Raw genomic sequence first — 26903 nt, forward strand, 5'->3', positions numbered from 1 at the left:
TGCGGCGTCGTTCCTCCTCGTAAAGATGTGTTGGTCAATTAAAACGCTTCCGCGATACTGATGTAAAATCCACTTTGACGCTTTTCATTTGGTCTTTTCTCGCCAATTCCGTAGTCTAAACGAACGCTGATTCCTTTCTCCGGATCGAAGAAATACCGAAGTCCAGCGCCATAATTTGGCTTGAAAGAATCGGTAGAGAAATCATCAACACCCCAAACGGTTCCGGTTCCGCCAAATAGCGTAGCGCCGAAACGACTGCTATAACGGTACCTTAATTCCGCCTGCGCCGCCAATAAGTTTTTATCGCGATAGCGCCCGCCATAGTAGCCACGCATCATTTCGTCGTTACCAATTTGTGGTAACAGATAAACAGGTGTATTGCTGCCTAACACGGTATTATACAATCCTTGTACGCCTACTGCGAAGCTTTTGTTCAATCGCCAGAAATTCCTTACATCAATTTTTATCTGGCTACCTGTAAAATTGCCCTCCGAAAAAATATCAGGTGCATATTGATACGTACCTCTGATGAAAAAGCCTTTGGTGGTGTAGTTGTTATTATTCCTGGCGTCATAACTTTGCGAAACACCTAGATATAAAACGCTACCAGTTCTATTATTATAATATGGGTCGCTGTTAAAAATTCCATCGGCAACTACATCCTTATATTTGTAGTTTTCAAAACCTAGCGAAACCCCGGTATAGGCCTTTGGCAATAACTGTTTCTCTGCCTGAAGCAAAACTTTAATCTGCTGCTGGATCAATTTATCTTCATTAGCTTCTTCGGTGCTGTTGCCAATGCCATAAAAATTAAAAGGCATGCGTTTGAAACGCAATTCGCCAATGTAATGGAGCTTATTTCCTTTTCCCCAAATATCAATGAGCGAACTCATATTGTAAGCTTTCAAGGTAGAGTAGTTCAGATTTAAGGTTAAAGATGATGGACGATTTGTGGTATCCAACCGATCAGCATAAAAACCCACAATTGCACCAACACCAAACTGAAAACCGGTTTCCTGGGCATATCCAAAGGAAGGAATGGGCAAAAAGCTTGCTTTGCGTAAAGTATCTTTTTCGTTTGATAGCAACTTTTTTATCAATTTCATTTGAGCAAATGAACTTCCAGATAGGAACACAAAAACCAGGAGAAAATAAACTTTTTTCATTGCCGCAAATTAACTCATTTTTTTATTAAGAATTATTTACTGACGGGCGATAGCTGTTTTATGACAGTGGCTTGGGATTTTTTAATAGTAGCAAGGCCTGGGCCACCTAAACCGGATTAACGGGGAAAGCGGCCAACTTTTCGTTGGGCCTTGTACCAAAAAGCCGGACTGCCTTTAATAATATTGCAGCATCTGCTTTTCAAAAAAAATACTTCGGCATGCTAACCATTGACGTTTTTAATTTCCGTCATTGCTTGCCTGCGGCAGACAGGGTTGATCAATTCAACACCTCGGTCTGTGTCCTCACAGACCGAAACGCAAACAAACAGGAAATGGTCTGCGGGGACACAGACCATGGGAAAGGAAAATAAGTTATAAGTATTGATTTTGTTATCCAAAATAGCAACCAAAGCTGTAATTTTAAGCAAAACGGACTTTAACGCCTCGGTCTGTGTCTTTACAGACCGAAACGCTGACAAACAGATAATGGTCTGTGGGGACACCGACCATGGGAAAAAGACTATATTCTTATAAGCGGAATAATTTCTCCCGCAGATTAAGGTGATTATCGCTGATTGTTTCTGCGTTAATCTTTTTTGATGTTCGGAATTACTGTTAACGAGTGTCACAATGAATTTCAAACTTTTGACTCCTAGCTCCAAATACTTTTAATGTTTTATCCTTTCGGGCTAAATGCCTACTTTTGCGAAAAATAATACATAACAAAATGAGCAATACTAGAGGACCAATATCTCAGTTTATGGAGCGTAATTATCTCCATTTTAATGCTGCGGCGATGATGGATGCGGCTAAGGGCTACGAAACGCATTTGGATGAAGGTGGTAAAATGATGATTACCCTAGCCGGTGCAATGAGTACTGCTGAATTGGGTATTTCGCTTGCAGAAATGATCCGCCAGGATAAGGTATCTATCATTTCTTGTACAGGAGCTAATCTGGAAGAGGATATAATGAACCTGGTAGCGCATTCGCATTATAAACGTGTGCCTAACTACCGTGATTTGAGTCCGCAGGATGAGTGGGATTTATTAGAAAACCATTACAACCGCGTTACTGATACTTGTATTCCTGAAGAAGAGGCTTTCCGTCGTTTGCAAAAACACATTCAAAAAATCTGGATGGACGCTGAAGCAGCAGGCGAACGCTATTTCCCGCATGAGTTTATGTACAAAATGCTTTTAAGTGGCGATTTAGAGCAATATTATGAAATTGATCCAAAAAATTCGTGGATGTTAGCTGCTGCTGAAAAAAATCTTCCAATTGTGGTTCCAGGATGGGAAGATTCAACTATGGGCAATATTTTTGCTTCCTACGTAATGAAAAAAGAGCTAACGGCGACTACTGTAAAAGGTGGTATTGAATATATGGGTTGGTTAGCCGATTGGTATATCGCAAACAGCGGTGGTAAAGGAATTGGTTTCTTCCAGATCGGTGGTGGTATTGCTGGTGATTTCCCAATCTGCGTGGTGCCAATGTTATATCAAGATATGGAAATGGAAAATATTCCTTTCTGGAGCTATTTCTGCCAGATTTCTGATTCTACAACTTCATACGGTTCCTACTCTGGAGCTGTTCCGAATGAAAAAATTACCTGGGGTAAGTTAGATATCAATACACCAAAGTTCATCGTAGAAAGTGATGCAACAATTGTAGCACCGCTGATGTTTGCCTGGATATTAAAGCAATAAGAATAACATTTTGATAAAACAAAATTGAAGCTTGATGCCCATTTTAGATAAAGATCAAAAAATGGGCATTTTTATTGCCTGAGTGGCCTGAAACATCATTTGTTTAGAATGATTATAAATTGTATTTCCGGTCACTATTATGTCATGGGATTTATTAATAAGTTATACTTTTGTTCAAGTTTTGGTGGAGCTACATCAGTTCAGGCATCAATTTCACAACAAAAAGTAAATTAAATAAGTATAAAGTGTTCATTATGAGAGATATCTCGATGATTTTAAAAAGCGTTTGGAAGTCGTTATTCGTGTTTTCAGCAGTTACTGTAATGGCGGTTTCAACCGTTAGTGCTCAGGATGCTAAAGAGGGGAGAACGCTTTTCAGAGCTAAATGTTCATCATGCCATGCATTAGATGCCAAATTGGTAGGTCCTGCTTTAACAGGGGTGAGTGATCGCCACTCTGAAGAGTTCTTATTAAAATGGATTCCTAATTCGCAAGGGATGATTGCTGCCGGCAATCCGGAAGCAGTTAAATTATTTAACGAAAATGGTAAAGTTGCGATGACTTCTTTCCCTGAGTTAGATGAGGAAAAAGTTAAAAGCATTTTAGCATACATCAAAGAAGGCGAGCCTAAAGCTGCTGTTGATCCAAATGCGCCAAAAGCTGGTGCTGGAGAAAGCGGTACATCTGGCTTATCGATCGCTGGTATCGTTGCTATTGTATTGGTAGGTATTCTAATCCTGGTAATTTTAGGTCGTGCATCTAAATTGCTAGAGCGTTTAATCTTACAGAAACAAGGTATTGAAATTGAAGAAGATGTGCCGTTAAAGGTAGGTGTTCGTAAAATGTTCAAAAACAAGAAGTTCGTGATGTTCTTCATCTTGTGTTTGGTAATTGCTTTAGGATCTTGGGGTTGGATGGGTATGTGGAACACAGGTGTTCACACCGGTTATCAACCAGTTCAGCCGATTAAATTCTCACATGAGCTACACGCTGGTATCAATCAAATCGACTGTCAGTATTGCCACAATGGTGCTTTCAAATCTAAGAATGCTACTATTCCATCACTAAATGTTTGTATGAACTGCCACAAAGCTGTTCAGGCAAGAGATAATTATGATGGTGAGATTTCTCCAGAGATCAAAAAAATCTACAATGCTTTAGGTTACGATCCTGAGACACAACAATACGATAAGAGCAAAGAGAAACCAATGGAATGGGTACGTGTACACAACCTTCCGGATTTTGCTTACTTCAACCACTCTCAACACGTAGTAGTTGCAGAAGATGCTATTCGTAAAGCAAAAGGATTACAACCAACAGAGCCTGTATGTTTCGCATGTCACGGTCCGGTTAATACAATGGAAGAGATCTACCAATATTCTCCATTAACCATGAAATGGTGTATTAACTGTCACAAGGAAACAGATATTTCTGGTCAGAAAAATAATGCTTTCTATGCTAAGGTTATCGAAGCTCATGAGAAAATTAAAAAAGGCGAGAAAGTTACCCCAGCGTTATTGGGTGGTTTAGAGTGTGGTAAATGCCACTATTAATAGATAGAGTTTAGTAAGAACGTTCGAATAAACAGTAATATAGCTTAAATGGAAAGCAACAAAAAATACTGGAAAGGCTTAGAGGAGTATAATAATACACCCGATTTTGTTAAGAATAGCAAAAACGAATTCGCCGAGCCACTTCCAATAGAAGATGTTTTAAATGAAGCAGGGTTAAGTACCGTTACCCCACGCCGCGACTTTTTAAAGGCGTTAGGTTTTGGTTTAGGTGCAGTTACTTTGGCAGCATGTCAAACAGCCCCGGTTCATAAATCTATTCCTTACCTGGTAAAACCTGAAGAGGTTACGCCTGGTATTCCTAACTATTATACTTCGAGCTTTAACGGCCAAAGTATTTTAGTTAAAACAAGAGAGGGTCGTCCGATTAAAATTGAACCAAACCCTAATGCAGGCGAATTTTATCGCGGTACTGATGCAAGAGCGCAAGCTTCTGTGTTAGATCTTTATGATGTATCGAAATTAAAAGCGCCAGTTCTTAAAAACGAAGAAACTACCTGGGCTAAGTTAGATAGCTTTGTAAAAAGCGAATTGGCAAAAGCACAGGCAGGCGGTAAGAAAATCCGCGTAGTTGCTTCTACAGTTAACAGTCCATCAACAAATGCTGTTTTAGCGCAGTTTATTACAAAATATCCAGCGGCTAAATTAGTTCAGTATGATGCGGTTTCTTATACCGGAATTATTCAGGCTAACCAAAACAGCTTTGGTAAAGCAGTATTGCCAAAATATAACTTCGATAAAGCTGACTTAATTGTAAGTTTCGCTGCCGATTTCTTAGGAACCTGGATTAGCGGAGAAGAGTTTACAGCTCAATATACTTCTAACCGTAACTACAAATCGTTAGAAAACAAAAAAATGAGCCGCCACATTCAATTTGAAAGTGGAATGAGCCTAACGGGTACAAATGCTGATACGCGTGTTCCGATTAAATTATCAGAAGAAGGACCTGCTTTAATCGCTTTATATAATGCAATTACTGGTCAGTCTTTAGCTGGAGGTACACTTGGAAACAACACCACTGCTGATAAAGTAATTAAATTGGTAGCAAAAGAATTAGTACAAAACAAAGGTAAAGGCCTTGTAGTGTGCGGTTCTAACGATGTTTCTACTCAAATTTTAGTAAATGCTATTAACTCCGCTATCGGAAGTTATGGCACTACAATCGATTTAGATAATCCTTGCTATTTATATGCAGGTAACGATGCTGAATTTAACGGTCTAGTTGCCGAAATGAGTCGTGGTGAAGTTGGTGCTGTTTTATTTTTAAACAGTAACCCTGCTTACGATTTCATGAATATTGATGCATTTACTAAGGCTTTAGCTAAAGTTCCTGCAAAAATCTCTTTCTCAGATAGAGCTGATGAAACAGCTTCACTTTGTGATGCCATTGCAATTAACCATAACTATTTAGAGTCGTGGGGTGATGCAAATGCTTACGAAGGATATTATTCAATTGTTCAACCTACCATCAATCCAGTTTTCAACAGCCGTCAGGCAGAAGAGAGTTTATTGGTTTGGGCTGATGCTCCTGTTAAAAATTACTATCAATTTGTTCGCAACAACTGGGAAACCAAAATGTTGCCAGCAATTGGTTTAAAATGGAATGATGTTTTAGAGAAAGGTGTAGTTACAGTAGCTCCAAAAGCAGCTGGTAGTTATTCTTTCACTCAATCATTAGCGCAAGTTGCTACGTCAATCGTAAGCACCAGCAAAGCTTTAGCAAAAGGTGGCGACCAGGTAGAATTGCAGGTTTACGAAAGTGTTCCAATGCGTGATGGTAAAAACGCCAACAATGCATTTTTGCAAGAATTACCAGATCCGGTTTCAAAAGTAACCTGGGATAACTATGTTGCACTTGCACCAAAATTCGCGGAAAAATTAAAGGTTAAGGAATTTGATGTAGTTACTGTAAAAGGTAGCAATGGACATTCTGTAGATCTTCCGGTATTGATCCAGCCAGGACAAGCACAAGGAACAGCATCTATCGCGTTAGGTTATGGCCGTACTAAAGTTGGTAAAGCTGGTAACGAGGTAGGTAAAAATGCTTTCCCTTTTATCTCTTTCCTAAACGGAACAATGCAATATGCCAGCAATGTAACCATTACCCCAACAGGCGGTTACTATGAATTGGCTCAAACACAAACTCACCACTCTTTCGAAGGTCGTGCTGTAATCAAAGAAGCTACATTCAAAGAATATTTGAAAGATGCTTCTGCTGGTAACCACAAAGGTGAACACAAAGATTATGATCTTTGGGATGCTTATGAGAAACCAGGTAACAACTGGGTAATGGCAATCGATTTGAATGCTTGTACAGGTTGTGGTTCTTGTATTGTTGCTTGTAATGTAGAAAATAATATTCCTGTAGTGGGTCGTGATGAGGTTCGCCGTCGTCGTGAAATGCACTGGATTCGTATTGATCGTTACTATAGCTACGAAACCAAAGATGGTGATGTAACCAAAGAAAAAGAGATTGCTAAATTGGAAGATTTAGATCACGTTTCTGTGGTTCACCAACCAATGTTGTGTCAACACTGTGATCACGCACCTTGCGAAACAGTTTGTCCGGTATTGGCAACTGTACACTCAAGTGATGGTTTAAACCATATGGCTTATAACCGTTGCGTAGGTACACGTTACTGTGCGAATAACTGTCCGTATAAAGTTCGTCGTTTTAACTGGTTTAACTACTGGAATGATTCACGTTTCGATAACTACTTAAATAATGAGTTTACTCAATTGGTATTGAATCCTGATGTTACTACCCGTTCTCGTGGTGTAATGGAGAAATGCTCAATGTGTATCCAACGTATTCAGGGTGGAAAGTTACAAGCTAAATTAGAGAAACGCCCATTAAAAGATGGCGATATCAAAATGGCTTGTCAGGAAGCTTGTTCAGCAAATGCAATCATATTTGGTGATTCAAACGATCCAAATTCAGAGGTTTCAAAAGCATTACGTTCTGAGCGTATCTACTACGTATTAGAAGAAATCAACGTGAAACCAGGTATCGGATACATGACAAAAATTAGAAACACAGATACAACAGTACAAGCGTAAGCTTTAGTATAAAGAAAATACAAATTATGTCAGGACATAACGAATCAATACTTAGAGAACCATTAATTACCGGCGATAATATCACGTATGCAAAAATTACGGATGATATTTTAGGACCGGTAGAAAACAAGCCGAACAAGGCTTGGTGGATTGGTTTCATCGTTTCAGCATTAGGTGCTTTACTTTGGGTTGTAGCTGTGAGTTACACTTTTTGGAATGGTATCGGTGCATGGGGCTTAAATAAAACAGTTGGATGGGCATGGGATATCACCGGTTTCGTATGGTGGGTAGGTATCGGCCACGCCGGAACGCTAATTTCAGCGGTACTATTGCTTTTCCGTCAAAACTGGCGTAACTCCATTAACCGTTCTGCAGAGGCGATGACAATTTTCGCCGTTATCTGTGCAGCAACGTACGTCGTATCACACATGGGGCGTCCGTGGTTGGCTTATTGGGTTTTACCATTGCCAAATCAGTTCGGTTCACTTTGGGTAAACTTTAACTCACCATTGGTTTGGGATATGTTTGCCATCTCTACTTACTTCTCGGTATCATTATTATTCTGGTACACAGGTTTGTTGCCAGATATCGCAACTATTCGTGATCGTGCAGTAGGAACACGCAGAAAAATCTATTCTATCTTTTCATTCGGATGGAGTGGAAGTGTTAAAACCTGGCAACGTTTCGAGGCGGTATCATTAATCCTCGCTGGTATTTCAACTCCATTAGTACTTTCGGTACACACTATTGTATCAATGGACTTTGCAACATCAGTAATTCCAGGATGGCACACCACAATCTTTCCTCCATATTTCGTAGCGGGAGCGATTTTCTCAGGCTTTGCAATGGTGTTAACATTATTGTTGGTAGCACGTAAAGTATTGGGTCTTGAAAACTACATCACCATGTTCCACATTGAGTCGATGAATAAAATCATCATCTTAACAGGATCAATTGTGGGTGTGGCTTACTTAACTGAGTTCTTCATTGCATGGTATTCAGGTTCTGAGTATGAGCAATATGCCTTCATCAACCGTTCTACTGGTCCATACTGGTGGTCGTATTGGATGATGATGACCTGTAACGTAATCTCTCCTCAATTGTTATGGTTCAAAAAGATCCGTTTAAGCATTAAAGCTACCTGGATTTTATCAATCGTAGTAAACGTAGGTATGTGGTTCGAACGTTTCGTAATTATCGTTACCTCATTACACCGTGATTATATCCCTTCGAGTTGGGCAATGTTTTATCCAACCTGGGTTGATGTGAGTGTGTTCGTAGGTTCAATCGGTTTGTTCTTTACTTTATTCTTATTATTCTTAAGGGTATTGCCTTCAATCGCGATCGCAGAAGTTAAATTATTATTAAAATCTGCAAGTGAGCAAGCGAAAATGAAACAGATTAAAGACGGACATGAGAACAAAGAATACGTAGCAGAATACGTAGAGTCGTTACAGAAATTTGATAGTGTTAAACAAGAAGATTACGCAAAAATATAACAATGAGTGATATCAAATATATTTTAGGCAGCTTTGGTGATCCTGATGAAATGATGCATGGCATCGAAAAGCTTCAGGAAAATGGTGTAAGCATTTACGATGTTTATACGCCAATGCCTATACACGGAATAGAAGCCAAATTAGGGATTAAAAGATCGAGAATTGATATTGCAGCATTTTGCTTTGGTATCACTGGAACTTGCGCAGCTTTTGCATTAATTTATTTTTGCGCAGTAATCGATTGGAAAGTAAACATTGGTGGTAAGCCATCATTTGCATTGCCGGATTTTATTCCGATAATGTTCGAGCTTACTGTATTGTTTTGTGCTTTCGGTATGGTTTTAACTTATTATGCTTCTACGCATTTGTTTCCAGGAAGAGCGCCAAGAGTAATGGATCTTCGTGCAACAGACGATCGTTTTGTAATCGCTGTTGATGCAAAAGATAACGCAGCGCATACTGTTATTGATGGTTTATTAAAAGATGCAGGTGCTTTAGAAGTAAAGTATAATGAAAGGAAGTACATTAGCTATGAATAAGAATAAATTTGTTTATACAGCGTTTTTAGCTATCGCTTTCGCAGCTACAGTATCCGCTTGTAAAGATAAACGCAGTACTGGTTTAGAATATGCCAGAAATATGTATGATGCATTAGCATTAAACCCGGATCAACCTGTTGATACGGCTAATAAATTACTGGCTAGTTTTAAAGGTCAGGCTGCACAAACGCCACCAGCAAACACAAAACCTGTTGGGTTTACAGAGTACGACGAATTTCCTAACACTAAAGAAGGTTACGAAGCGGCGGGTGTAAGTATGGTAAATCCATTGCCTGTTGATACCGTTAATTTGGCACAAGGAAAACACTTATTCAATGTTTTCTGTAGCCCTTGTCACGGCGAAAAAGGTGATGGACAAGGTCATTTGGTAAAAATTGAGAAATTTAGCGGTGTACCGGCATACCAAACAGGAGCATCATCTCGTGGTGGTAATATGGTAGATCTTACTGCAGGTAAAATATACCACACCATTACTTACGGTGTAAATAACATGGGCTCGCATGCTTCACAAATTACGCCAACAGATCGTTGGAAAGTAGTGATGTATGTTCAACAATTACAAAAAGGACAATAGTAAAGCAGAATATAAATGGGAACTCACAATATTAATTTTAGTGAACAGTTTGAGTTTACAGGTAAAGTAAAAACCTTGAGCATTGTTGGTATCATATTAGGTGCTATTGCTATTGGTTACGGTTTTACTGGTGATAAAGTAATGCATGAGCGTACTTTTGCTAACCTGTTGCTTATGGGATATTACTTTGCATGCGTTTGTATGTCAGGTATGTTTTTCCTAGCCGTTCAATTTGTTGCGCAAGCAGGATGGTCTGCTTCAATTTTACGTGTACCACAGGCATTGGCCAAAACCTTGCCTATTGCTTCTATAATCCTGATCGTGATTATTTCTGCTGGGTTATATACACATAATTTATACCATCACTGGCATGCTGATGGATTAACTGATCCAAATAGCCCTAATTACGATTCATTAATCGCAGGTAAGGCCGTATTCTTGAATGTACCATTCTTCTTAGGTCGTATGGTAGTATTTTTGGGTGTTTACAGTGCATTTGCAATCAGTTTTACTAAACTTTCATATAATGAAGATTTAGCTGGTGGATTAGCTTCATACAGAAAGAGCTTTAAAAATGCTTGTATCTTCCTGGTAATTTACGGTTTTACTACACCGATTTTTGCTTTCGATACCATCATGTCATTAGAAGCGCACTGGTTCTCAACCATGTTCGGTTGGTACAACTTTGCCGCAATGTGGGTGAGTAGTTTAGCTACTATCGCAATCATCATCATCTTATTAAGAAGAGCTGGTTATATGCAATGGGTTAACAATAGCCACTTACATAACTTAGGTCAATTTATCTTCGGTTTCTCTATCTTCTGGACTTACGTATGGTTCGCACAGTTCTTATTAATTTACTATGCAAACATGCCAGAGGAAACTGTTTATTTCTACAAACGCTTTGAATATTACAAATTCTGGTTTTTCTTAAACCTGGCGATGAACTTCTTGGCTCCGGTTTTATTATTAATGGATAGAGACAACAAGAGAACAGATGCGAAGTTGTTATTCGTTTCGATCGTAGTATTGTTAGGTCACTGGGTAGATTACTACCAAATGATTATGCCAGGTGCTGTAGAAGATGGACACAATGGTTTCGGTATTGTTGAAATCGGTACTGCCTTAGGTTTTGTAGGATTGTTTACCTTTACCGTTCTAAGCAACTTAAGCAAGAAACCTTTAATTGCAAAGAATCATCCGTTATTACAAGAAAGTTTGCATCACCAGCTTTAATAGGTGATAGTATAGAGCAAATATTTAATTATTATTATAGAAGTACAGCGTACTACTTTTAAGGAAATGAGTTTAAGAAAGTTTATCACGAATAAAACGACCGCGGCTTTGGCAGTATTACTTACTGTTTTTGCAAACACCAGCGCTTTTGCGCAAGAGGCAGCAGCAGGTGCTGCAGCGGCACCGAAAGTTGATATGGGAGAGGTTTACAAATCAGTAATTTTTTATACGCTGATATTTCTTGCCGTATGTGTATTCATCGCTATTATTGGTAAAGCAATAAAAGTATATGAATTAAGCCGCGAAGCGCAAGGTAAGCCAATTGGTATCAACTGGAACGGGGTACATGCAAGCTTATTTGCATTGTTCTTGGTTTTAGGTTTGTACGGTGTATATTGGGAATATACCGTTCATGGTTCTATGTTATTGCCTGATGCTGCATCAGAACATGGAAAGAAGATTGATGAAATGTTTAACTTAACATTAATCATCACCACCATTGTATTCATTGCTACGCACATTTTATTATTTGGTTTCGCTTACATCTACAAGTATTCGGCAAAAAGAAAAGCTTACTACTATCCACACAATAATACCATTGAGAAGATCTGGACAATCGTTCCAGCCTTAGTATTAACAGTTTTAGTGTTGATGGGTTTCTTAACGTGGAGATCAATCTTCTTCAAAGTTGAAGATCCTAATAACAAACCACTTCAAATCGAAGTAACATCTGAGCAGTTTAAATGGTCTATCCGTTACCCAGGTGCTGATGGTATTGTAGGAAAGAAAAACTATAAATTAACAACTGCATCAAATACTTTAGGTATTGATTTTAAAGATTTGAATTCTCGTGATGACGAAATGGCTGACGAGATGGTTATCCCGGTTGGTAAGCCTGTTAAGTTGATCTTAAACAGTAAAGATGTAATCCATAGTTTTTACATGCCTCACTTCAGAGTTCAGTTGAATACTGTACCAGGTATGCAAACTATTTTTGAATTTACTCCAACAAAGACTACCCGTCAAATGCAGGAGGAAACCAATGATCCTAATTTTAAGTTCCTTTTCTACTGTGCTAAAATTTGTGGATCTGGTCACTATAACATGCAAAAAGATGTACGTGTAGTATCAGAAGCTGAATACAAAACATGGATTGCAGAACAAAAAACATACTTAAACGACGATTTAAGAAAACAATTTAATTTGCCTGTGGCACCTGCACCTGCTAAACCAGCAGCAGAGGGAGATTCATCAGCAACCGATTCGGCAGCTGTGAAAGGAAACCAAATGGCTTTAAATAAATAATATTAAGCAGGAGCGAAAAGAATATGTCAACAATAGCATTACACGACGAACACAATCACGACCACGCTGATCACGGACACCACAAGGAGACGTTGATTTCGAAGTATATCTTCAGCATGGATCACAAAATGATTGCTAAGCAATTCCTAATTACGGGTATCATTATGGCCGTAATTGCAATGGGCTTATCAATTTTATTCCGTATTCAATTGGCTTGGCCAGATCAAAACTTTCCATTCTTAGAAACTTTTTTAGGAAAATGGGCTGAAGGCGGTCGTATCAAACCTGACTTTTATTTAGCATTAGTTACCATTCACGGTACCATCATGGTATTCTTCGTGTTAACTGCAGGGCTTAGTGGTACTTTTAGTAACTTACTTATTCCATTGCAAATTGGTGCAAGAGATATGGCTTCGCCATTCTTAAATATGCTTTCATACTGGTTCTTCTTTATGGCTTGTGTGATCATGATGTCTTCGTTCTTCATCCAAACAGGACCTGCTTCTGGTGGTTGGACCGTTTATCCTCCTTTATCTGTAGTTGCGAAGGCAATGCCAGGTTCTGGTATGGGGATGACATTATGGTTAATTAGTATGGTACTTTTCGTGGCATCATCGTTAATGGGGGGTATCAACTATGTGAGTACGATCTTAAATATGCGTACTAAAGGTATGGACCTTTGGAAAATGCCGTTAACCATTTGGGCCTTCTTTTTAACGGCTATATTAGGTATCTTATCTTTCCCTGTTCTTGTAGCTGGGGTGGTATTGATGGTATTCGATCGTAGTTTTGGAACAAGTTTCTATTTATCTGATATTGTTTTAGGTACAGATATTTTACCAAATGAAGGTGGTTCTCCAATTTTATGGCAACACTTGTTCTGGTTCTTAGGTCACCCTGAGGTGTATATTGTAATTATGCCAGCTTTGGGTATCTCATCTGAAGTAATCTCGGTAAACTCACGTAAACCAATCTTTGGTTACCACGCGATGGTTTATTCATTAATTGGTATTACCGTACTTTCATTCATCGTATGGGGTCACCACATGTTTGTAACTGGTATGAACCCGCTGCTGGGTGGTGTGTTTATGATTACCACATTGATTATTGCCGTACCTTCAGCAGTAAAAACATTTAACTATTTAGCTACGCTATGGAGAGGTAATATCCGTTTCACTCCAGCCATGTTGTTCGCTATTGGTTTAGTATCATTCTTTATCTCTGGTGGTTTAACCGGTATCTTCTTAGGTAACGCTTCATTGGATATTAATCTACACGATACTTATTTTGTAGTTGCCCACTTCCACTTGGTAATGGGTTCTGCAGCAATTTTTGGTATGCTTGCTGGTGTTTATCACTGGTTTCCAAGAATGTTTGGTAGAATGATGAATGCTAAATTAGGTTACTTACATTTCTGGTTAACTTTCATCGCGGCTTACCTGGTATTCTTCCCACTTCACTTCTTAGGTTTAGATGGTGTACCTCGTCGTTACTATGCTTTCACTGAATTCGAATTCATGAAAAAATGGTTAACAGTAAACGTTTTTGTAACATGGGCAGCTATTATGGCAGCATTGGCTCAAGTAGCATTCTTGTTCAATTTCTTCTATTCAATATTCAAAGGTAAAAAGGCTCCTCAAAATCCTTGGGAATCAAATACTTTAGAGTGGACTGCACCAGTTGAACATATCCACGGTAACTGGCCAGGAGAAATTCCAACAGTTTACAGATGGCCTTATGACTATAGCAAACCAGGACATGATGTGGATTTTATCCCACAAACGGTTCCTTTCTCTCAAACCATGAGTTCAAACTTGCCTCATGATTTTGAAGGAAATGCTGAAGCAGAGAAAATTCAACAAGATTGGGAAATAGCTAATCCTGTAAAAAAGAATCACTAGCTTTTAGCTTTATTACAATTTTAAAAGGGGTATCTGATTAAGTTTCTGCTTATCCGGATACCCTTTTCATCTTAAAAGATATATGGTCAGCAGATCAGAACAACGTTTTATTAGGATCAATTTCATAACCATTATAGTTACGCTATTGGTTATACTTGCCGGCGGTATCGTTCGCAGTACCGGCTCGGGTATGGGTTGTCCTGATTGGCCAAAATGTTTTGACCGTTATATTCCACCTACTGACGTATCTCAGCTTCCTGCCGATTATAAAGAGAAGTATGTTGCCGGAAGATTAAAAAAGAACGAAAAATTTGCTAAATACCTAGAGAGTATGGGCAAAGTTGAATTGGCGGATAGCATCAGGAACGATAAAAGTATTACTCTGCCTGAAGAATTCAATCCGGCAAAAACTTGGGTAGAATATATTAACCGTTTAACGGGAGTTGTTGCAGGAATATTTTTGCTTTTGACAGCGGTATACTCTTTTACCTATAGAAAATCAGCAAAGAGGATCATTTTTTTAAGTATCCTAAATATTCTAGTAGTGGGATATCAAGCCTGGCTTGGTTCTATTGTGGTTTCGACAAACCTAGCACAGTGGGTAGTTACCGTACACATGTTATTGGCCATTGTAATTTTAGCCATTTCGATATATACTTATAACTATGCGAAACAGCTGAACAAACCACAATCCGTAATCATGTACCGCATATTATGGCTAAAAGGATTTTTGCTTTTCACCTTGATTGTTAGTGTTGTTCAAATCATATTAGGTACTGAGGTAAGAGAGTCGGTGGATGTAATTGCTAAATCACTTTCTTACAATCTCAGAGGAAGTTGGATAGCAAAAGTGGGTTCTGTTTTTTCATATCATCGCGACTTGGCCATATTAGTAGTAGTTGCAAATGCGATCGTTTATAAAATGGTTATTGATCGCTTCAGCGGAAAAGCAGCCCCATTGTTAACTGCCCGTTTTATTTTAATCACGCTTCTCATACAAATTTTAAGTGGCTTTGCTTTAGCTTATATCGCATTTCCACCGGCAGCGCAAGCCATACACATTTTGTTTTCTACGCTGCTATTTAGTTTACAATTTTATTTGTACTTGCTGGTTTACCGTACAAGTACTTATAAGCAATAATAAAAAGAAAATTGAAACAAGTTATTTCTGATTTTTCTAAACTTATCAAGTTCAGGCTATCGTTTACGGTAGTATTTTCTGCATCGATATCATTTTTGATCGGTCAGAAAATGCAAGTAGGCAGAGGCCATATTCCGTCTATTGATTGGGGAAATTGGGGCATTTTAATCGCTGGTGGATTTTTAGTAACAGCAGCTGCAAATTGTTTCAATGAAATTATTGAGAAAGACTTAGATAAACTCATGTCTCGTACCAAAGATAGACCAATGCCTGCAGGGAGAATGACAACCGGACAGGGCTTAATTTTGGGCGTGTTTATGGCTTTCGTAGGAACGTGGTTACTTGGAAGACTTAACTTAGAGACTGGACTACTATCTGTGTTTTCGATCTTGCTTTATGCGTTTGCTTATACACCTTTGAAACGCAAGTCACCGATTGCGGTTTTTGTTGGAGCTATACCTGGTGCATTGCCACCACTTATCGGTTACCTGGCAGCATTCGGAAGTTTGAAAGCGGAGATGTTTCATGAAATTGATTATTACATTGCAGGAATATTATTTTTAATCCAATTCGTTTGGCAGTTTCCACATTTTTGGGCAATTGCATGGGTGTTGGATGATGATTACAAAAAAGCTGGTTTCAGACTTTTACCTACTAAAAAACGCGATAAGGCGACTGCTTTATTAACTTTTGTAAGTACGTTAATTTTGATTCCGGTAAGTTTATTGCCGACCTTTTACGGCTTCGGTGGTTATTACATCGCTGGTTTATCGCTAATAGCCGGGCTTATTTTTAGCTGGTTAGCTTTAAAACTTTTATTAAACAGAGAATTAGTTGATGCAAAAAAAGTAATGTTCTGTTCGTTTTTTTACATCCCGGCCGTACAGTTGGGTTTATTATTAAATTTTATAGCAAAATAATTTATGGTTCTAACAATGGAAAATATCCAAGATACATTTGATCCAAAGCCAAGAAAATTTATAGTATGGTTATTTGTAGTATCATCAACAATTATGTTCGGTGGTTTTACAAGTTATTATCTTGTGTTTTCTGCATCCAAGGGAAAAGGTCATGGTTTAGTTTTGCCCGATGCCTTTATCTATTCTAGTCTGGTGATTATTGGCAGTAGTATTACGCTTTTCTTAGCATCAAGGGCATTGCGTAAATTAAATTTCAGCTTACAAAGAAATTTGCTTTTGGTGACTGTGCTATTGGCTATTGCTTTTGGTGTGATGCAGTTTAATGCATGGGGCAGTATGATCAAAACAGGTGCAACCCTGGTAGGTAATAATGCAGCAATTTCGTTTATTTATGTGGTGAGTTTTATTCACCTGCTACACATTATAGCTGGCGCTTTATTAATAATTAGTGCTTTAGTGGGGAGCTACAGAAATATTCCATTAGCAAAAAGCCAATATCGCATGGAAATCGCATCTATTTTTTGGCATTTTATAGATATATTATGGATATATCTGTATGTTTTTTTACTTTTGAACCGTTAAATTTGTTAACAAACTATTATACTATTTCCAAATGAATTCAGTATCACAATTAGATCAAGTTAAAACCGGACCATGGAATGGTGGTCGTTCTCCGTGGTCGGTAGAATATGGTAAAATCATGATGTGGTTTTTCCTTTTGTCAGATGCTTTTACTTTTTCATCGCTATTGATCTATTATGGCGCTCAGCGTTTTTCAAAATTAACATGGCCAGATCCTGATTTGGTTTTCCAATCCGTACCTGGTCTTGCAGATAGTGGTTATCCATTAGTATTTGTGGGTATCATGACCTTCATTTTAATCATGAGTTCTGTAACGATGGTATTAGCCGTAGAAGCAGGACACAGACGTTCTAAAAAAGAAGTAATCTGGTGGATGGTGGCTACTATTATTGGTGGTTTCATGTTCTTGGGCTGTCAGGCTTTAGAATGGACTCACTTATTCCACGAAGGATTTGGATGGGGAGAAATTCCATCAGCGGAAGAATTAAAACATTTGTTTTCTGGTGATGTTTCTTTGGTAGCAGCGCAACAGTTTTCAAACCTTTTCTTTACTATTACAGGTTTCCACGGTTTCCACGTATTTAGTGGTGTGTTAATCAATATCATTATCTTAATCATGACTATTAACGGAACTTTCGAAAAAAGAGGTCACTATTTAATGGTTGAAAAGGTTGGTTTGTACTGGCACTTTGTAGATTTAGTTTGGGTGTTTGTATTTACATTCTTCTATTTGGTTTAATTTATCATATCTAAAAATATTATCATGTCAGAACATCATTCACATACAACAGAAGGACACGAACACGAAGAACACGCAGGCCTAAGCAAAAGAAAAATTTGGCAGGTATTCGGTATCTTATTATTGATTACGGTAATTGAATTTATTATCGCGTTGGTGATTTTACCAAAGGGATACATTTCTCATGGTGTTGGAAACTTCTTATACATTGCGTTAACGCTGGTAAAGGCATTCTATATTGTGGCTTACTTTATGCACTTAAAGTATGAGAAACTCGGGCTACAATTATCACTAACAGTATCGTTCATTTTCATTATTTACTTCATCGTTTTAATGTTAATTGAGGGTGGATTTCTTAACATCCACATGATGAGCCATTAATGAAAAGAAGCCCAATTAAAAAGGTATTAATCCTGGTAAGCATATTGGCTATACCAGGATTTTTGTTTTTTTACTTATTGCCACAGTTTGCTAAAAACAGGTATAAGAGCTTGCCCATATTCGGAGAAAAGGTAGTAGCATCTACGTTTCATTCCGTTAAAGGGAAAAAAATTCCAGATACCATTTATCACCAAATTCCTGATTTTAGCCTCGTCAATCAACAAGGTGCAATTATTAATCTCGATTCTGTAAAGGATAAAATAATTGTTCTTAATCTTTTCTTTGCTGATGCGATGAGTAGAGATGTGGCTAAATACATCAGTGAGTTGTCAGCTGGTTACACTAAAAAGCCACTGGTCCGCTTTTTAAGTATCTCTGTAAATCCAGATGATAAAAACAAAGTTGTTGATTATGCCAATCAATTTCAGGCCAAGCCTGGTAAATGGGATTTGCTTATCGGAGATACAGCAACTACCTATCCTTTAATACGAAAAGGGCTTTTGCTTGATGTAATTAAAGATGAATCAAAGGATAAACCCAATTTCATATTTGGCAACAAAATATTATTGATAGATGTTCAACATCGAATCAGAGGCATGTATGAAATTGATAATCCCGAAGCCAAAAGTAGATTAGAGGATGAGATAAAAGTGCTTATAGCAGAATATCTACGCAATTTGAAGGATGGCAGGTAGGTTAAAGTTGAAAGCGAAAAGTTTAAAATAAAAAGCATTTAAGGGCACAAGTAGAAATGAAGTCATCAGTTGAAACGAAATATAATAAGTGGATTGTTGTATTGTCAATCGCCATACCTTTGGTAGTTGCATTGTTGTTCGGAGTTAACTTAAGGAAACTTGGTTACGATGTAAAGCCGCTGTCTTTTTTGCCACCAATCTATGCCACGATAAATGGTATAACAGCCATTGTATTGGTAATTGCCGTTTGGGCAATAAAAAACGGCAAACAAAAGCTTCATGAGAACCTGATGAAAGTAGCCATTGGCTTATCTGTAGGTTTCTTAGGGATGTATGTGGCTTATCACATGACAGCTGATTCGACAAAATTTGGAGGTGAGGGCGCTATTAAATACATCTATTATTTTATTCTCATCACTCATATCTGCCTGTCGGTAATTATCATTCCTTTTGTATTAGTTACTTTTGTTAGGGCACTGGCCGAACGTTTTGACAAGCATAGAAAAATTGCAAGGATTACTTTCCCGATGTGGCTTTATGTTGCTGTAACCGGGGTAATCGTTTATTTGATGATATCACCTTATTATAGCTAGTTTTACATATATTGCCCAACTAGTACTACGCATTCATTCTTAACTTTCGTTTCATTTCGATACTATTTAAAAATTTGTAATCTGTATTTATTCCAGAAACTACTTTTTTATTAAATAATTTTTATATTAGTAAAAATTATCCCCAAATAATTTTTAAAAACAAACAAACTAACTATTAATTATAAATTCCTCGTTTTCGCTTTTTGTGAAGACTGAAGGCGTTTCGCATTAAAACTTAAATAAACTAATCAATTAATTTCTATGAAGAAAATCTACAAAAAACATGTAGGGAGACTCAGCTATTGCCTTTTGGGGCTCTTTTGCTGTACCTTTCTTCCTTCAGTAGAAGCTAGGTCCACAACAAAAGATGGTGCTAAGCTTATCAAATCCGAAAGAGTGATTACAGTAAAAGGTACTGTTCGAGACAAAAAAGACGGATCGCCATTGCCCGGTGTAAGTGTGAAAGAGAAAGGGGCTTCCAATGCCATATCCACGAATGGTCAAGGACAATACCAAATAACCGTTCAGGATGGCGCAACGTTATCTTTTGCATCAATTGGCTATAAGACGGTGGAAGTAGCAGTTAATGGAAGGAATACTATTGATATTTCTTTGCAGGAAGATGCAGGTCAGCTAGATGATGTAGTAGTTACAGGTATGGGTACTCAGGTAGATAAAAGAACATTTACTGGTGCTACATCAAGATTAAAAGTATCGGATGCAGAAATTGGTGGTTTACCAGATCCTAGTAGGATGTTAGATGGAAAAGTTGCTGGAGTTGTTGTTCAAAATACTACAGGAACCTTTGGTACAGCACCTAAAATTAGAGTGCGTGGGGCAACTTCTATTTACGGTAGTTCAAAGCCTCTTTGGGTTGTTGATGGTGTTATTTTAGAGGACGTGGCCGACATAAGTTCTGATGCCTTATCGTCAGGTGACGCACTGACTTTAATTAGTTCTGCAGTAGGTGGATTAAACTCAAATGATATTGAGTCATTTCAGATTTTAAAAGACGGTGCCGCAACTTCAATTTACGGAGCAAAAGGCATGGGTGGTGTTATTGTAATCACAACCAAAAGAGGTAGAGTGGGTGTGAATTCGTTGAATTATGTTTCTGAATTCACTACACGTGCAATACCTTCATATAATAACTTTAACATCATGAACTCCCAGGAACAAATGGGCGTTTACCAAATGTTGGAGCAAAGAGGTTGGTTAAATAACTCAAGCGTATCAAATGCGCCGAATAGCGGAGTTTACGGAAAAATGTATCAATTGATTAATTCGGGTCAATTACTAAATACGCAAGAGGCAAAAAATGCTTATCTAAGAGAGGCAGAATACCGAAATACCGATTGGTTTGATGAATTATTTAGTACGAACATTGCTCAAAATCATTCGATCAGCATGAGTTCTGGAACAGAAAAAGCACAATATTTCTCTTCTTTAAGTGCTATTTCTGATCCAGGATGGTCTAAACAAAGTAAGTTTAAAAGGTATACTGCAAATTTTAACGCTACTTATAATTTGCGTGATAATTTGAAATTAACCATACTCTCTAATGGATCTTATAGAGATCAAAGAGCGCCTGGTACTTTGGGACAATCTACTGATGTGGTGTTTGGAACAGTTGGTCGAGATTTTGATATCAATCCTTTTTCTTATGCATTAAACTCATCTAGGACGTTAGATCCGAACGAAACCTATACCAGAAATTATGCTCCATTTAATATATTAAAAGAGATGGAGAACAATTACATGGATGTAAATGTTGCGGATGTTAAGTTTCAAGGTGAGTTAAGATGGAAAGCTTTAAAAACGTTAGACTTTGGCTTTCTCGCATCTACTAGATATCAACAAACATCTCAACAACATTATATAAAAGATGAATCCAATCAGGCAATGGCATACCGTGCCATGGGTACAACAATCATAAGAGATGCAAATCCATATTTATATACTGATCCAAGTATATTATATGCGGTTCCTGTATCTATTTTACCTTCAGGAGGTATCTACAATCGTACTGATTATAAAATGACTAGTAATGATTTTCGCCTTACAGCACAATATAATGAGACATTTGCAGACAAGCATACAGTTGATTTTGTTGGTGGATCTACATTAAGTGAGATATCGAGAAATAATAATTGGAATAGAGGTTGGGGATTGCAGTATGGATTAGGAGAAATTCCTTTTACTGATTACCGCGTGTTTAAGAGAGGTGCTGAAGAAAATACAGAATATTTCAGGGTAGGAAATACCCGAAGTAAAGAAGTGGCATTTTTTGGTGAAGGAGCATATACTTACGATAATAGATATACCATAAAGGCAACAGGAAGATATGAAGGTTCAAACCGTTTGGGTAGATCAACTTCAGCCAGGTGGTTACCTACCTGGAGTGTGTCAGGGCTTTGGAATGTAATGGAAGAAAAATTCTTTCAGGAATTGAATACACCATTTTCTAACCTGTCTTTGAAAGGATCTTATGGCTTATCAGCTAACAGAGGACCAAGCTATGTAACCAATTCACAAGCAATATACAGCAGTTATAATCCTTGGAGACCAACTGCAGGCGACAGGGAAACAGGTTTACAAATTGATAATTTAGAGAATTCTGATTTAACCTTTGAAAAGAAACATGAGTTAAACTTAGGTGCAAGCTTAGGTTTGTTTAAAAATAGGTTGGCCATAGATGTAGATTGGTACAAAAGAAACAACTTTGATCTAATTGGTATTGTAAATACTCAAGGCTTAGGTGGTGAAATTACTAAATATGGTAATGTGGCAGCAATGAAGTCTAGCGGTATCGAGGTAAGTATTGCTGGTACAGTTTTGAAAAAGGGAGATTTTTCGTGGACAGCTAATTTTATATACACTCATGCAACCAATAAGGTAACAGAATCAGAAAATAACGCTAGAGTAATTGATTATATTACGGGAACAGGTTATGGTTTGAAAGGCTACCCAGCTCGTTCATTATTTTCAATTCCTTTTGTAAGAATACAAAATGATGGTCTTCCAGTATTTATCAATGATGATGGAACAGAGACGGTATCAGGAGTTTACCTTCAAAATAGAGATAAAGTGGATTTCCTAAAATATGAAGGAACGTTAGAGCCTACACATTTAGGTAGTTTTGGAAATATTTTCGCTTACAAAAACTTCAAACTGAATGTTTTTGTAACTTATTCTTACGGGAACGTAGTGCGTTTAGATCCAGCATTTAGAACGGGTTACACCGATTTAGATGCTAATACAAGAGAATTTTTTGATGCATGGACTGTTCCTGGTGATGAATTAAGAACTAACGTACCAGTAATTCTAGACACAAGATACCTAAGGAATGACAGTGATTACAGTATTGCTTATAATTCTTACAATTACTCTTCGGCAAATGTTGCTAAAGGTGATTTTATTAGATTAAAAGATATCTCTTTGGGATACGATTTCCCTAAAGCAAAACTGGCTAAATTAGGATTAGCAAACTTAGGCTTACGTTTAAATGCCACTAATTTATGGCTGCTTTATGCAGATAAGAAGCTGAACGGACAAGATCCGGAGTTTGTAAATGCTGGTGGTGTGGCATTGCCAATACCAAAACAATATACTTTAACTTTAAGAGTTGGATTTTAATTAAAGAAATTAAAGATGAAAAATAAATTTTTATTCATAGCCATTAGTGCAATCGCTATCTTAAACATTTCTTCTTGTAAGAAATATTTGGATGAATTGCCTGACAATAGAGCGGAACTAAACAGTACGGAAAAAATATCAAAGATGTTGGTCTCTGCTTACCCTCAAAATTCTTATGTTTTACCAACCGAACTGTCTTCAGATAATGTTGACGATTATGGTGATACAAATCCTTACAGCGATAGGTTTTCGACTCAGGCATTTAATTGGCAGGATATAACTGAAACCAATAATGATGGTATCGATAGATTATGGAGCGGCTGTTATAGTGCGATAGCTAGTGCAAACGCTGCCCTTGCTGCCATAGAAGAACAAGGTAATCCTGCATCATTAACTGCTGCTAAAGGAGAAGCTTTGGTAGCACGAGCTTACGGCCACTTTATATTGGTAAATGTTTTTGCTCAGCATTATTCTCCAACAAAATCAACCACTGATTTGGGTATCACTTATATGACAAAATCGGAAACTACCCTTAATCCAAAGTATGAGCGAAACACAGTTGCAGAGGTATACGATTTAATGATCAAGGATATAGAAGCTGGGGTACCATTAATTAATGATGCTTCTTATTCTAATGCCAATGTAGCCAAATATCACTTTAATAAGTCTGCAGCAAATGCTTTTGCCGCAAGACTATTTTTGTATAAAGGTGATTGGGCAAAAGCTGTAAGTTATGCAACAGCATCTTTTAACAATTCTCCTGCAGCATATCTTCGTGATTGGTCATATATCTCTACTTTTTCTGCAAATTTTGCAAATACCACCAGAGAATACAATGCCAGTACGATCAAAGCTAACTTTTTAATTAGTACGCCAGCATCTGCTGCTGCATTAGCATTTGGTAACTATTACACTGGAAGCAGATATTCTCATGGAAATTATATTGCCAGACAAGAATCTATCTTAACAACCAGAACTCCACATTTCAATTATGGAACGGCTCTTCCGGCCTATAGAGTTAGAACCTATACTTATTCAGGGGCAAATTTGGATAAAGTATTGCTACCACATGTTTCTTACCAGTTTGAATACACAGATCCTGTAGCAGGTATCGGTTATACACATAGTGTTTTTACTCCATTTACTGCAGAAGAAGCGTTGCTAACCAGAGCTGAAGCAAATATCCAATTAAAAAACTACGCTCCTGCTATTGCTGATATGCAACTTTTTGTGAACAATACTTATACGGTAGCAACACCTGTGTTAACCGAGGCTTCTATTAACGCTTGGGCTAACGGATTTGCCTATTCTACACCAGCAGTTTCAACTCCGAAAAAGAAATTTAATGCAGAGTTTGTGATTGAAGCTGGTACACAGGAAAATATGTTACATGCACTATTGTTTTACAGAAGAGCAGAAACTTTGCTAACAGGTTTGCGTTGGTTTGATGTAAAACGTTATGGTATTGAAATTACAAGGCGTACAATTGTAGCAGGAGCAGTTGGCCCAATTAGTTCAAATACTTTAGTAGTTAGAGATAATAGAAGAGCATTACAATTGCCTCAAGATGTAATCAGTTCTGGTTTAACCCCTAATCCAAGATAGACATGAAATTTAAAAATATTTATTTAATTCTTTTTGCAAGCACACTAGTATTGAGCGCCTGTAAAAAAGAAAAGTTGGATGCGAACAGTGTGTTCGTCGATTCAACCATTGAAAAAAACCCACTAGATAATTATATCTATAATAACTATGTATTAAATTATAATGTAGATATTTTATATAAATATGTTGATAAAGAGTCAAGTTTGAACTATAATTTGCTTCCGGCGAGTTATACTAGCTCTATTCGCTTAACCAAGTTGTTTAAATATTTAGGCTTTGAGCCTTATGATGAGGTTACTGGAAGTAAAATATTCATTAAAAAATATTTTCCTAAATTGATTAATTTTATTGGTTCAGCGGCCTATAATAACAATGGAACCAGAATTTTAGGTACTGCTGAAGGTGCTAAGAAAATCACCTTATATGAGGTGAATTCACTAAATGCAACAACAGGTGTTAATCCTGATTTCTTGACTGATAGTTATTTTCATACCATTCATCATGAATTTCAACATATATTAAATCAAACAACCGATTTCCCATCCAGTTTCCAAGCAATATCTGGAAATACGTATGTTGATGACATTTGGAGTACCGTTTGGGGCACAGGAGCGGCTGGTAATGGTGCAGCACTTGCTGCTGGTTTTATTTCCCCTTATGCGAGTAGTTCTGCTAAAGAAGATTTTGCTGAACTCTATTCATTTTATATTACATTATCTGCGACTCAATTTAACGCGATGTTAAATGTAACTGGAAGTACAGCTGCTGGAAGAACAATTATCAATAACAAACTTATAGCAGTAAAAAACTACATGTTAACGGTTTGGAATATAGATATGGATGTGTTAAGAGCTAACATTGTAAATAGAAAAGCCAATTTGGCCACTTTTGATCAAACATCATTATAAGCTTATTATATTATGAAAAGAAATTATTATTTATTACTAATGGCTAGTCTTCTTTTTTTGCTGCTTGTGATAAAAAGAAAGATAGAATATTTGAGGATAGCCCAACAGTTCGCTTAAACGCAGCGGTTGCTAATGCACAAACCGTTTTGAGAAGTAAGCCAAATGGCTGGATTATGCAATATTATCCAGGAACAGATGCGCCTTATGGTGGGGTTAATTTATTTGTTAATTTCACCTCCGCTACGGATGTAAATGTACAAGGAGATTACACGGCAAGTAATGTAACCAGTTCTTATAAGGTTTATCCTGGTGCTGGTCCGATATTAACTTTTGATACCTACAACTCAATTTTAGCTTATTTTGCTGCACCTGGAGCGATTACGGGGTTAGTAAGTAACGATGGTGGCTTGGGTGGCGATCTAGAGTTTTTAGTAACGAAAGCTGACGCTGATTCTGTAATTTTAAAAGGTAGAAAAAGAGGCACTCGTATTGTAATGGTACCTATGCCAGCAAATCCTGCTACAGTAATCGCCAGTTACAAAGCTGCATGGCAAATTTACTACGCACCAAACTCTTATAGATTTGAAACTTCTACTGGTAATATTCCGCTTACTTTTGGTTGGTTTATGGAATTAGAGTCGCTTACAGACGTGTACTCTTTTAGGGTTACACCTACAGGTATTGAGTTTTTAGAACCTGTAACCGTTAATGGCATCACAGTTAAGGTATTGACGAGAAAGCCGGCAGCAGTAGGTTATCCTAATGGATATTATGACAATGCCGCTGGGACGTTAAAATTAGTGCCGATATTTTAAACTTTATCTAAGAGATCTCATTTAAACCCCGCCTCATCAGCGGGGTTTTCTGTAAATTTTTTAGTTTAAAAATCGATGTTAATTTTAAAATATAAGGCGAATTTAACTGTGCATATCTTTATTATAAATCATTTATAAAATCTCCAATGCAAATCATTGTAAGGCAAATACTAGGCTATTTGATTTTTTTGTCGAACCATGTATGTTTTATATTAATTAACGAGAAAGTTTATTCTTTTGAGGTGAAAATGCTAGGATTAATTCTGGCTATTCTTTTTGTCTTATCAGGCCTATATGACTATAAAATT

General features: G+C 37.5%; 21 protein-coding genes. 20 read left to right on the forward strand and 1 reads right to left on the reverse strand.

Annotated elements, in window-relative coordinates; all coding sequences use genetic code 11:
• Positions 1-38: 38 nt before the first annotated feature.
• Complete coding sequence (locus ACZZZC_RS04535) at positions 39-1166, reverse strand: BamA/TamA family outer membrane protein (protein WP_463485029.1); 1128 nt, start codon at positions 1164-1166, stop codon at positions 39-41.
• A gap of 727 nt (positions 1167-1893) precedes the next feature.
• Between ACZZZC_RS04535 and ACZZZC_RS04540 the strand changes: the two genes are divergently transcribed.
• The 20 genes from ACZZZC_RS04540 (at position 1894) to ACZZZC_RS04635 (ending at position 26595) form a co-directional block, all read left to right on the forward strand.
• Positions 1894-2874, forward strand: coding sequence for a deoxyhypusine synthase family protein (locus ACZZZC_RS04540; RefSeq protein WP_025144047.1), 981 nt, complete (start codon positions 1894-1896; stop codon positions 2872-2874).
• 254 nt (positions 2875-3128) lie between these two features.
• On the forward strand, positions 3129-4427 hold the full coding sequence (locus ACZZZC_RS04545) for a c-type cytochrome (RefSeq protein ID WP_463485030.1): 1299 nt from the start codon (positions 3129-3131) through the stop codon (positions 4425-4427).
• A gap of 48 nt (positions 4428-4475) precedes the next feature.
• Positions 4476-7505 (forward strand): TAT-variant-translocated molybdopterin oxidoreductase, encoded by a 3030-nt coding sequence (locus ACZZZC_RS04550; protein WP_463485031.1) that lies wholly within the window; start codon positions 4476-4478, stop codon positions 7503-7505.
• Between the two features lie 26 nt (positions 7506-7531).
• Positions 7532-9004 (forward strand): NrfD/PsrC family molybdoenzyme membrane anchor subunit, encoded by a 1473-nt coding sequence (gene nrfD, locus ACZZZC_RS04555; protein WP_265798441.1) that lies wholly within the window; start codon positions 7532-7534, stop codon positions 9002-9004.
• Between the two features lie 2 nt (positions 9005-9006).
• Positions 9007-9543 (forward strand): DUF3341 domain-containing protein, encoded by a 537-nt coding sequence (locus ACZZZC_RS04560; RefSeq protein WP_265798440.1) that lies wholly within the window; start codon positions 9007-9009, stop codon positions 9541-9543.
• A complete protein-coding gene (locus ACZZZC_RS04565) occupies positions 9515-10138 on the forward strand; it encodes a c-type cytochrome (RefSeq protein WP_265798439.1) in 624 nt (207 codons plus the stop codon). The genes ACZZZC_RS04560 and ACZZZC_RS04565 overlap by 29 nt, the downstream gene beginning before the upstream one ends.
• Positions 10139-10153: 15 nt before the next feature.
• A complete protein-coding gene (locus tag ACZZZC_RS04570; RefSeq protein ID WP_056848394.1) occupies positions 10154-11374 on the forward strand; it encodes a hypothetical protein in 1221 nt (406 codons plus the stop codon).
• Between the two features lie 66 nt (positions 11375-11440).
• On the forward strand, positions 11441-12679 hold the full coding sequence (locus ACZZZC_RS04575) for a cytochrome c oxidase subunit II (RefSeq protein ID WP_265798438.1): 1239 nt from the start codon (positions 11441-11443) through the stop codon (positions 12677-12679).
• Positions 12680-12702: 23 nt separating this feature from the next.
• Positions 12703-14580: a cytochrome c oxidase subunit I gene (locus ACZZZC_RS04580; protein ID WP_463485032.1), complete on the forward strand. Its 1878-nt coding sequence runs from the start codon at positions 12703-12705 to the stop codon at positions 14578-14580.
• Positions 14581-14662: 82 nt separating this feature from the next.
• Complete coding sequence (locus tag ACZZZC_RS04585; RefSeq protein ID WP_463485033.1) at positions 14663-15721, forward strand: COX15/CtaA family protein; 1059 nt, start codon at positions 14663-14665, stop codon at positions 15719-15721.
• An 11-nt stretch (positions 15722-15732) separates the two neighbouring features.
• Positions 15733-16641, forward strand: coding sequence for a heme o synthase (gene cyoE, locus ACZZZC_RS04590; protein WP_463485034.1), 909 nt, complete (start codon positions 15733-15735; stop codon positions 16639-16641).
• A 15-nt stretch (positions 16642-16656) separates the two neighbouring features.
• Positions 16657-17223: a cytochrome c oxidase subunit 3 gene (locus ACZZZC_RS04595; protein ID WP_463485035.1), complete on the forward strand. Its 567-nt coding sequence runs from the start codon at positions 16657-16659 to the stop codon at positions 17221-17223.
• Positions 17224-17254: 31 nt separating this feature from the next.
• A complete protein-coding gene (locus tag ACZZZC_RS04600) occupies positions 17255-17962 on the forward strand; it encodes a cytochrome c oxidase subunit 3 (protein WP_056848400.1) in 708 nt (235 codons plus the stop codon).
• Positions 17963-17986: 24 nt separating this feature from the next.
• Entirely contained in the window at positions 17987-18343 is a 357-nt protein-coding gene (locus ACZZZC_RS04605; protein WP_463485036.1) for a cytochrome C oxidase subunit IV family protein, read from the forward strand.
• A complete protein-coding gene (locus ACZZZC_RS04610; RefSeq protein WP_463485037.1) occupies positions 18343-19038 on the forward strand; it encodes an SCO family protein in 696 nt (231 codons plus the stop codon). The genes ACZZZC_RS04605 and ACZZZC_RS04610 overlap by 1 nt, the downstream gene beginning before the upstream one ends.
• Before the next feature lie 56 nt (positions 19039-19094).
• Positions 19095-19631, forward strand: coding sequence for a DUF420 domain-containing protein (locus ACZZZC_RS04615; RefSeq protein WP_463485038.1), 537 nt, complete (start codon positions 19095-19097; stop codon positions 19629-19631).
• A 261-nt stretch (positions 19632-19892) separates the two neighbouring features.
• Positions 19893-23267, forward strand: a complete 3375-nt coding sequence (locus ACZZZC_RS04620; protein ID WP_463485039.1) for a SusC/RagA family TonB-linked outer membrane protein — start codon at positions 19893-19895, stop codon at positions 23265-23267.
• A 15-nt stretch (positions 23268-23282) separates the two neighbouring features.
• Complete coding sequence (locus ACZZZC_RS04625) at positions 23283-24872, forward strand: RagB/SusD family nutrient uptake outer membrane protein (RefSeq protein WP_463485040.1); 1590 nt, start codon at positions 23283-23285, stop codon at positions 24870-24872.
• A 2-nt stretch (positions 24873-24874) separates the two neighbouring features.
• The gene (locus ACZZZC_RS04630) at positions 24875-25780 is read left to right on the forward strand and encodes a zinc-binding metallopeptidase (RefSeq protein WP_463485041.1); all 906 of its coding nucleotides are present in this window, start codon (positions 24875-24877) and stop codon (positions 25778-25780) included.
• Between the two features lie 86 nt (positions 25781-25866).
• Positions 25867-26595 carry a DUF4302 domain-containing protein gene (locus ACZZZC_RS04635; protein ID WP_463488228.1) on the forward strand — a complete coding sequence of 243 codons (729 nt, stop codon included), beginning with the start codon at positions 25867-25869 and terminating at the stop codon, positions 26593-26595.
• Positions 26596-26903 lie beyond the last annotated feature (308 nt).

The sequence above is a fragment of the Pedobacter sp. AC212 genome (genome assembly GCF_979258625.1).

Bases quoted from the DNA above. Each gene is read 5' to 3' on its own strand.
- ACZZZC_RS04535 (WP_463485029.1), bottom strand. From the start codon at position 1,166: ATGAAAAAAGTTTATTTTCTCCTGGTTTTTGTGTTCCTATCTGGAAGT.
- ACZZZC_RS04550 (WP_463485031.1), top strand. From the start codon at position 4,476: ATGGAAAGCAACAAAAAATACTGGAAAGGCTTAGAGGAGTATAATAAT.
- ACZZZC_RS04585 (WP_463485033.1), top strand. From the start codon at position 14,663: ATGGTCAGCAGATCAGAACAACGTTTTATTAGGATCAATTTCATAACC.
- ACZZZC_RS04545 (WP_463485030.1), top strand. From the start codon at position 3,129: ATGAGAGATATCTCGATGATTTTAAAAAGCGTTTGGAAGTCGTTATTC.
- ACZZZC_RS04540 (WP_025144047.1), top strand. From the start codon at position 1,894: ATGAGCAATACTAGAGGACCAATATCTCAGTTTATGGAGCGTAATTAT.
- nrfD (WP_265798441.1), top strand. From the start codon at position 7,532: ATGTCAGGACATAACGAATCAATACTTAGAGAACCATTAATTACCGGC.
- ACZZZC_RS04600 (WP_056848400.1), top strand. From the start codon at position 17,255: ATGAATTCAGTATCACAATTAGATCAAGTTAAAACCGGACCATGGAAT.
- ACZZZC_RS04630 (WP_463485041.1), top strand. From the start codon at position 24,875: ATGAAATTTAAAAATATTTATTTAATTCTTTTTGCAAGCACACTAGTA.
- ACZZZC_RS04570 (WP_056848394.1), top strand. From the start codon at position 10,154: ATGGGAACTCACAATATTAATTTTAGTGAACAGTTTGAGTTTACAGGT.
- ACZZZC_RS04625 (WP_463485040.1), top strand. From the start codon at position 23,283: ATGAAAAATAAATTTTTATTCATAGCCATTAGTGCAATCGCTATCTTA.
- ACZZZC_RS04595 (WP_463485035.1), top strand. From the start codon at position 16,657: ATGGAAAATATCCAAGATACATTTGATCCAAAGCCAAGAAAATTTATA.
- ACZZZC_RS04605 (WP_463485036.1), top strand. From the start codon at position 17,987: ATGTCAGAACATCATTCACATACAACAGAAGGACACGAACACGAAGAA.
- ACZZZC_RS04615 (WP_463485038.1), top strand. From the start codon at position 19,095: ATGAAGTCATCAGTTGAAACGAAATATAATAAGTGGATTGTTGTATTG.
- ACZZZC_RS04575 (WP_265798438.1), top strand. From the start codon at position 11,441: ATGAGTTTAAGAAAGTTTATCACGAATAAAACGACCGCGGCTTTGGCA.
- ACZZZC_RS04580 (WP_463485032.1), top strand. From the start codon at position 12,703: ATGTCAACAATAGCATTACACGACGAACACAATCACGACCACGCTGAT.
- ACZZZC_RS04560 (WP_265798440.1), top strand. From the start codon at position 9,007: ATGAGTGATATCAAATATATTTTAGGCAGCTTTGGTGATCCTGATGAA.
- ACZZZC_RS04610 (WP_463485037.1), top strand. From the start codon at position 18,343: ATGAAAAGAAGCCCAATTAAAAAGGTATTAATCCTGGTAAGCATATTG.
- ACZZZC_RS04620 (WP_463485039.1), top strand. From the start codon at position 19,893: ATGAAGAAAATCTACAAAAAACATGTAGGGAGACTCAGCTATTGCCTT.
- ACZZZC_RS04565 (WP_265798439.1), top strand. From the start codon at position 9,515: ATGAAAGGAAGTACATTAGCTATGAATAAGAATAAATTTGTTTATACA.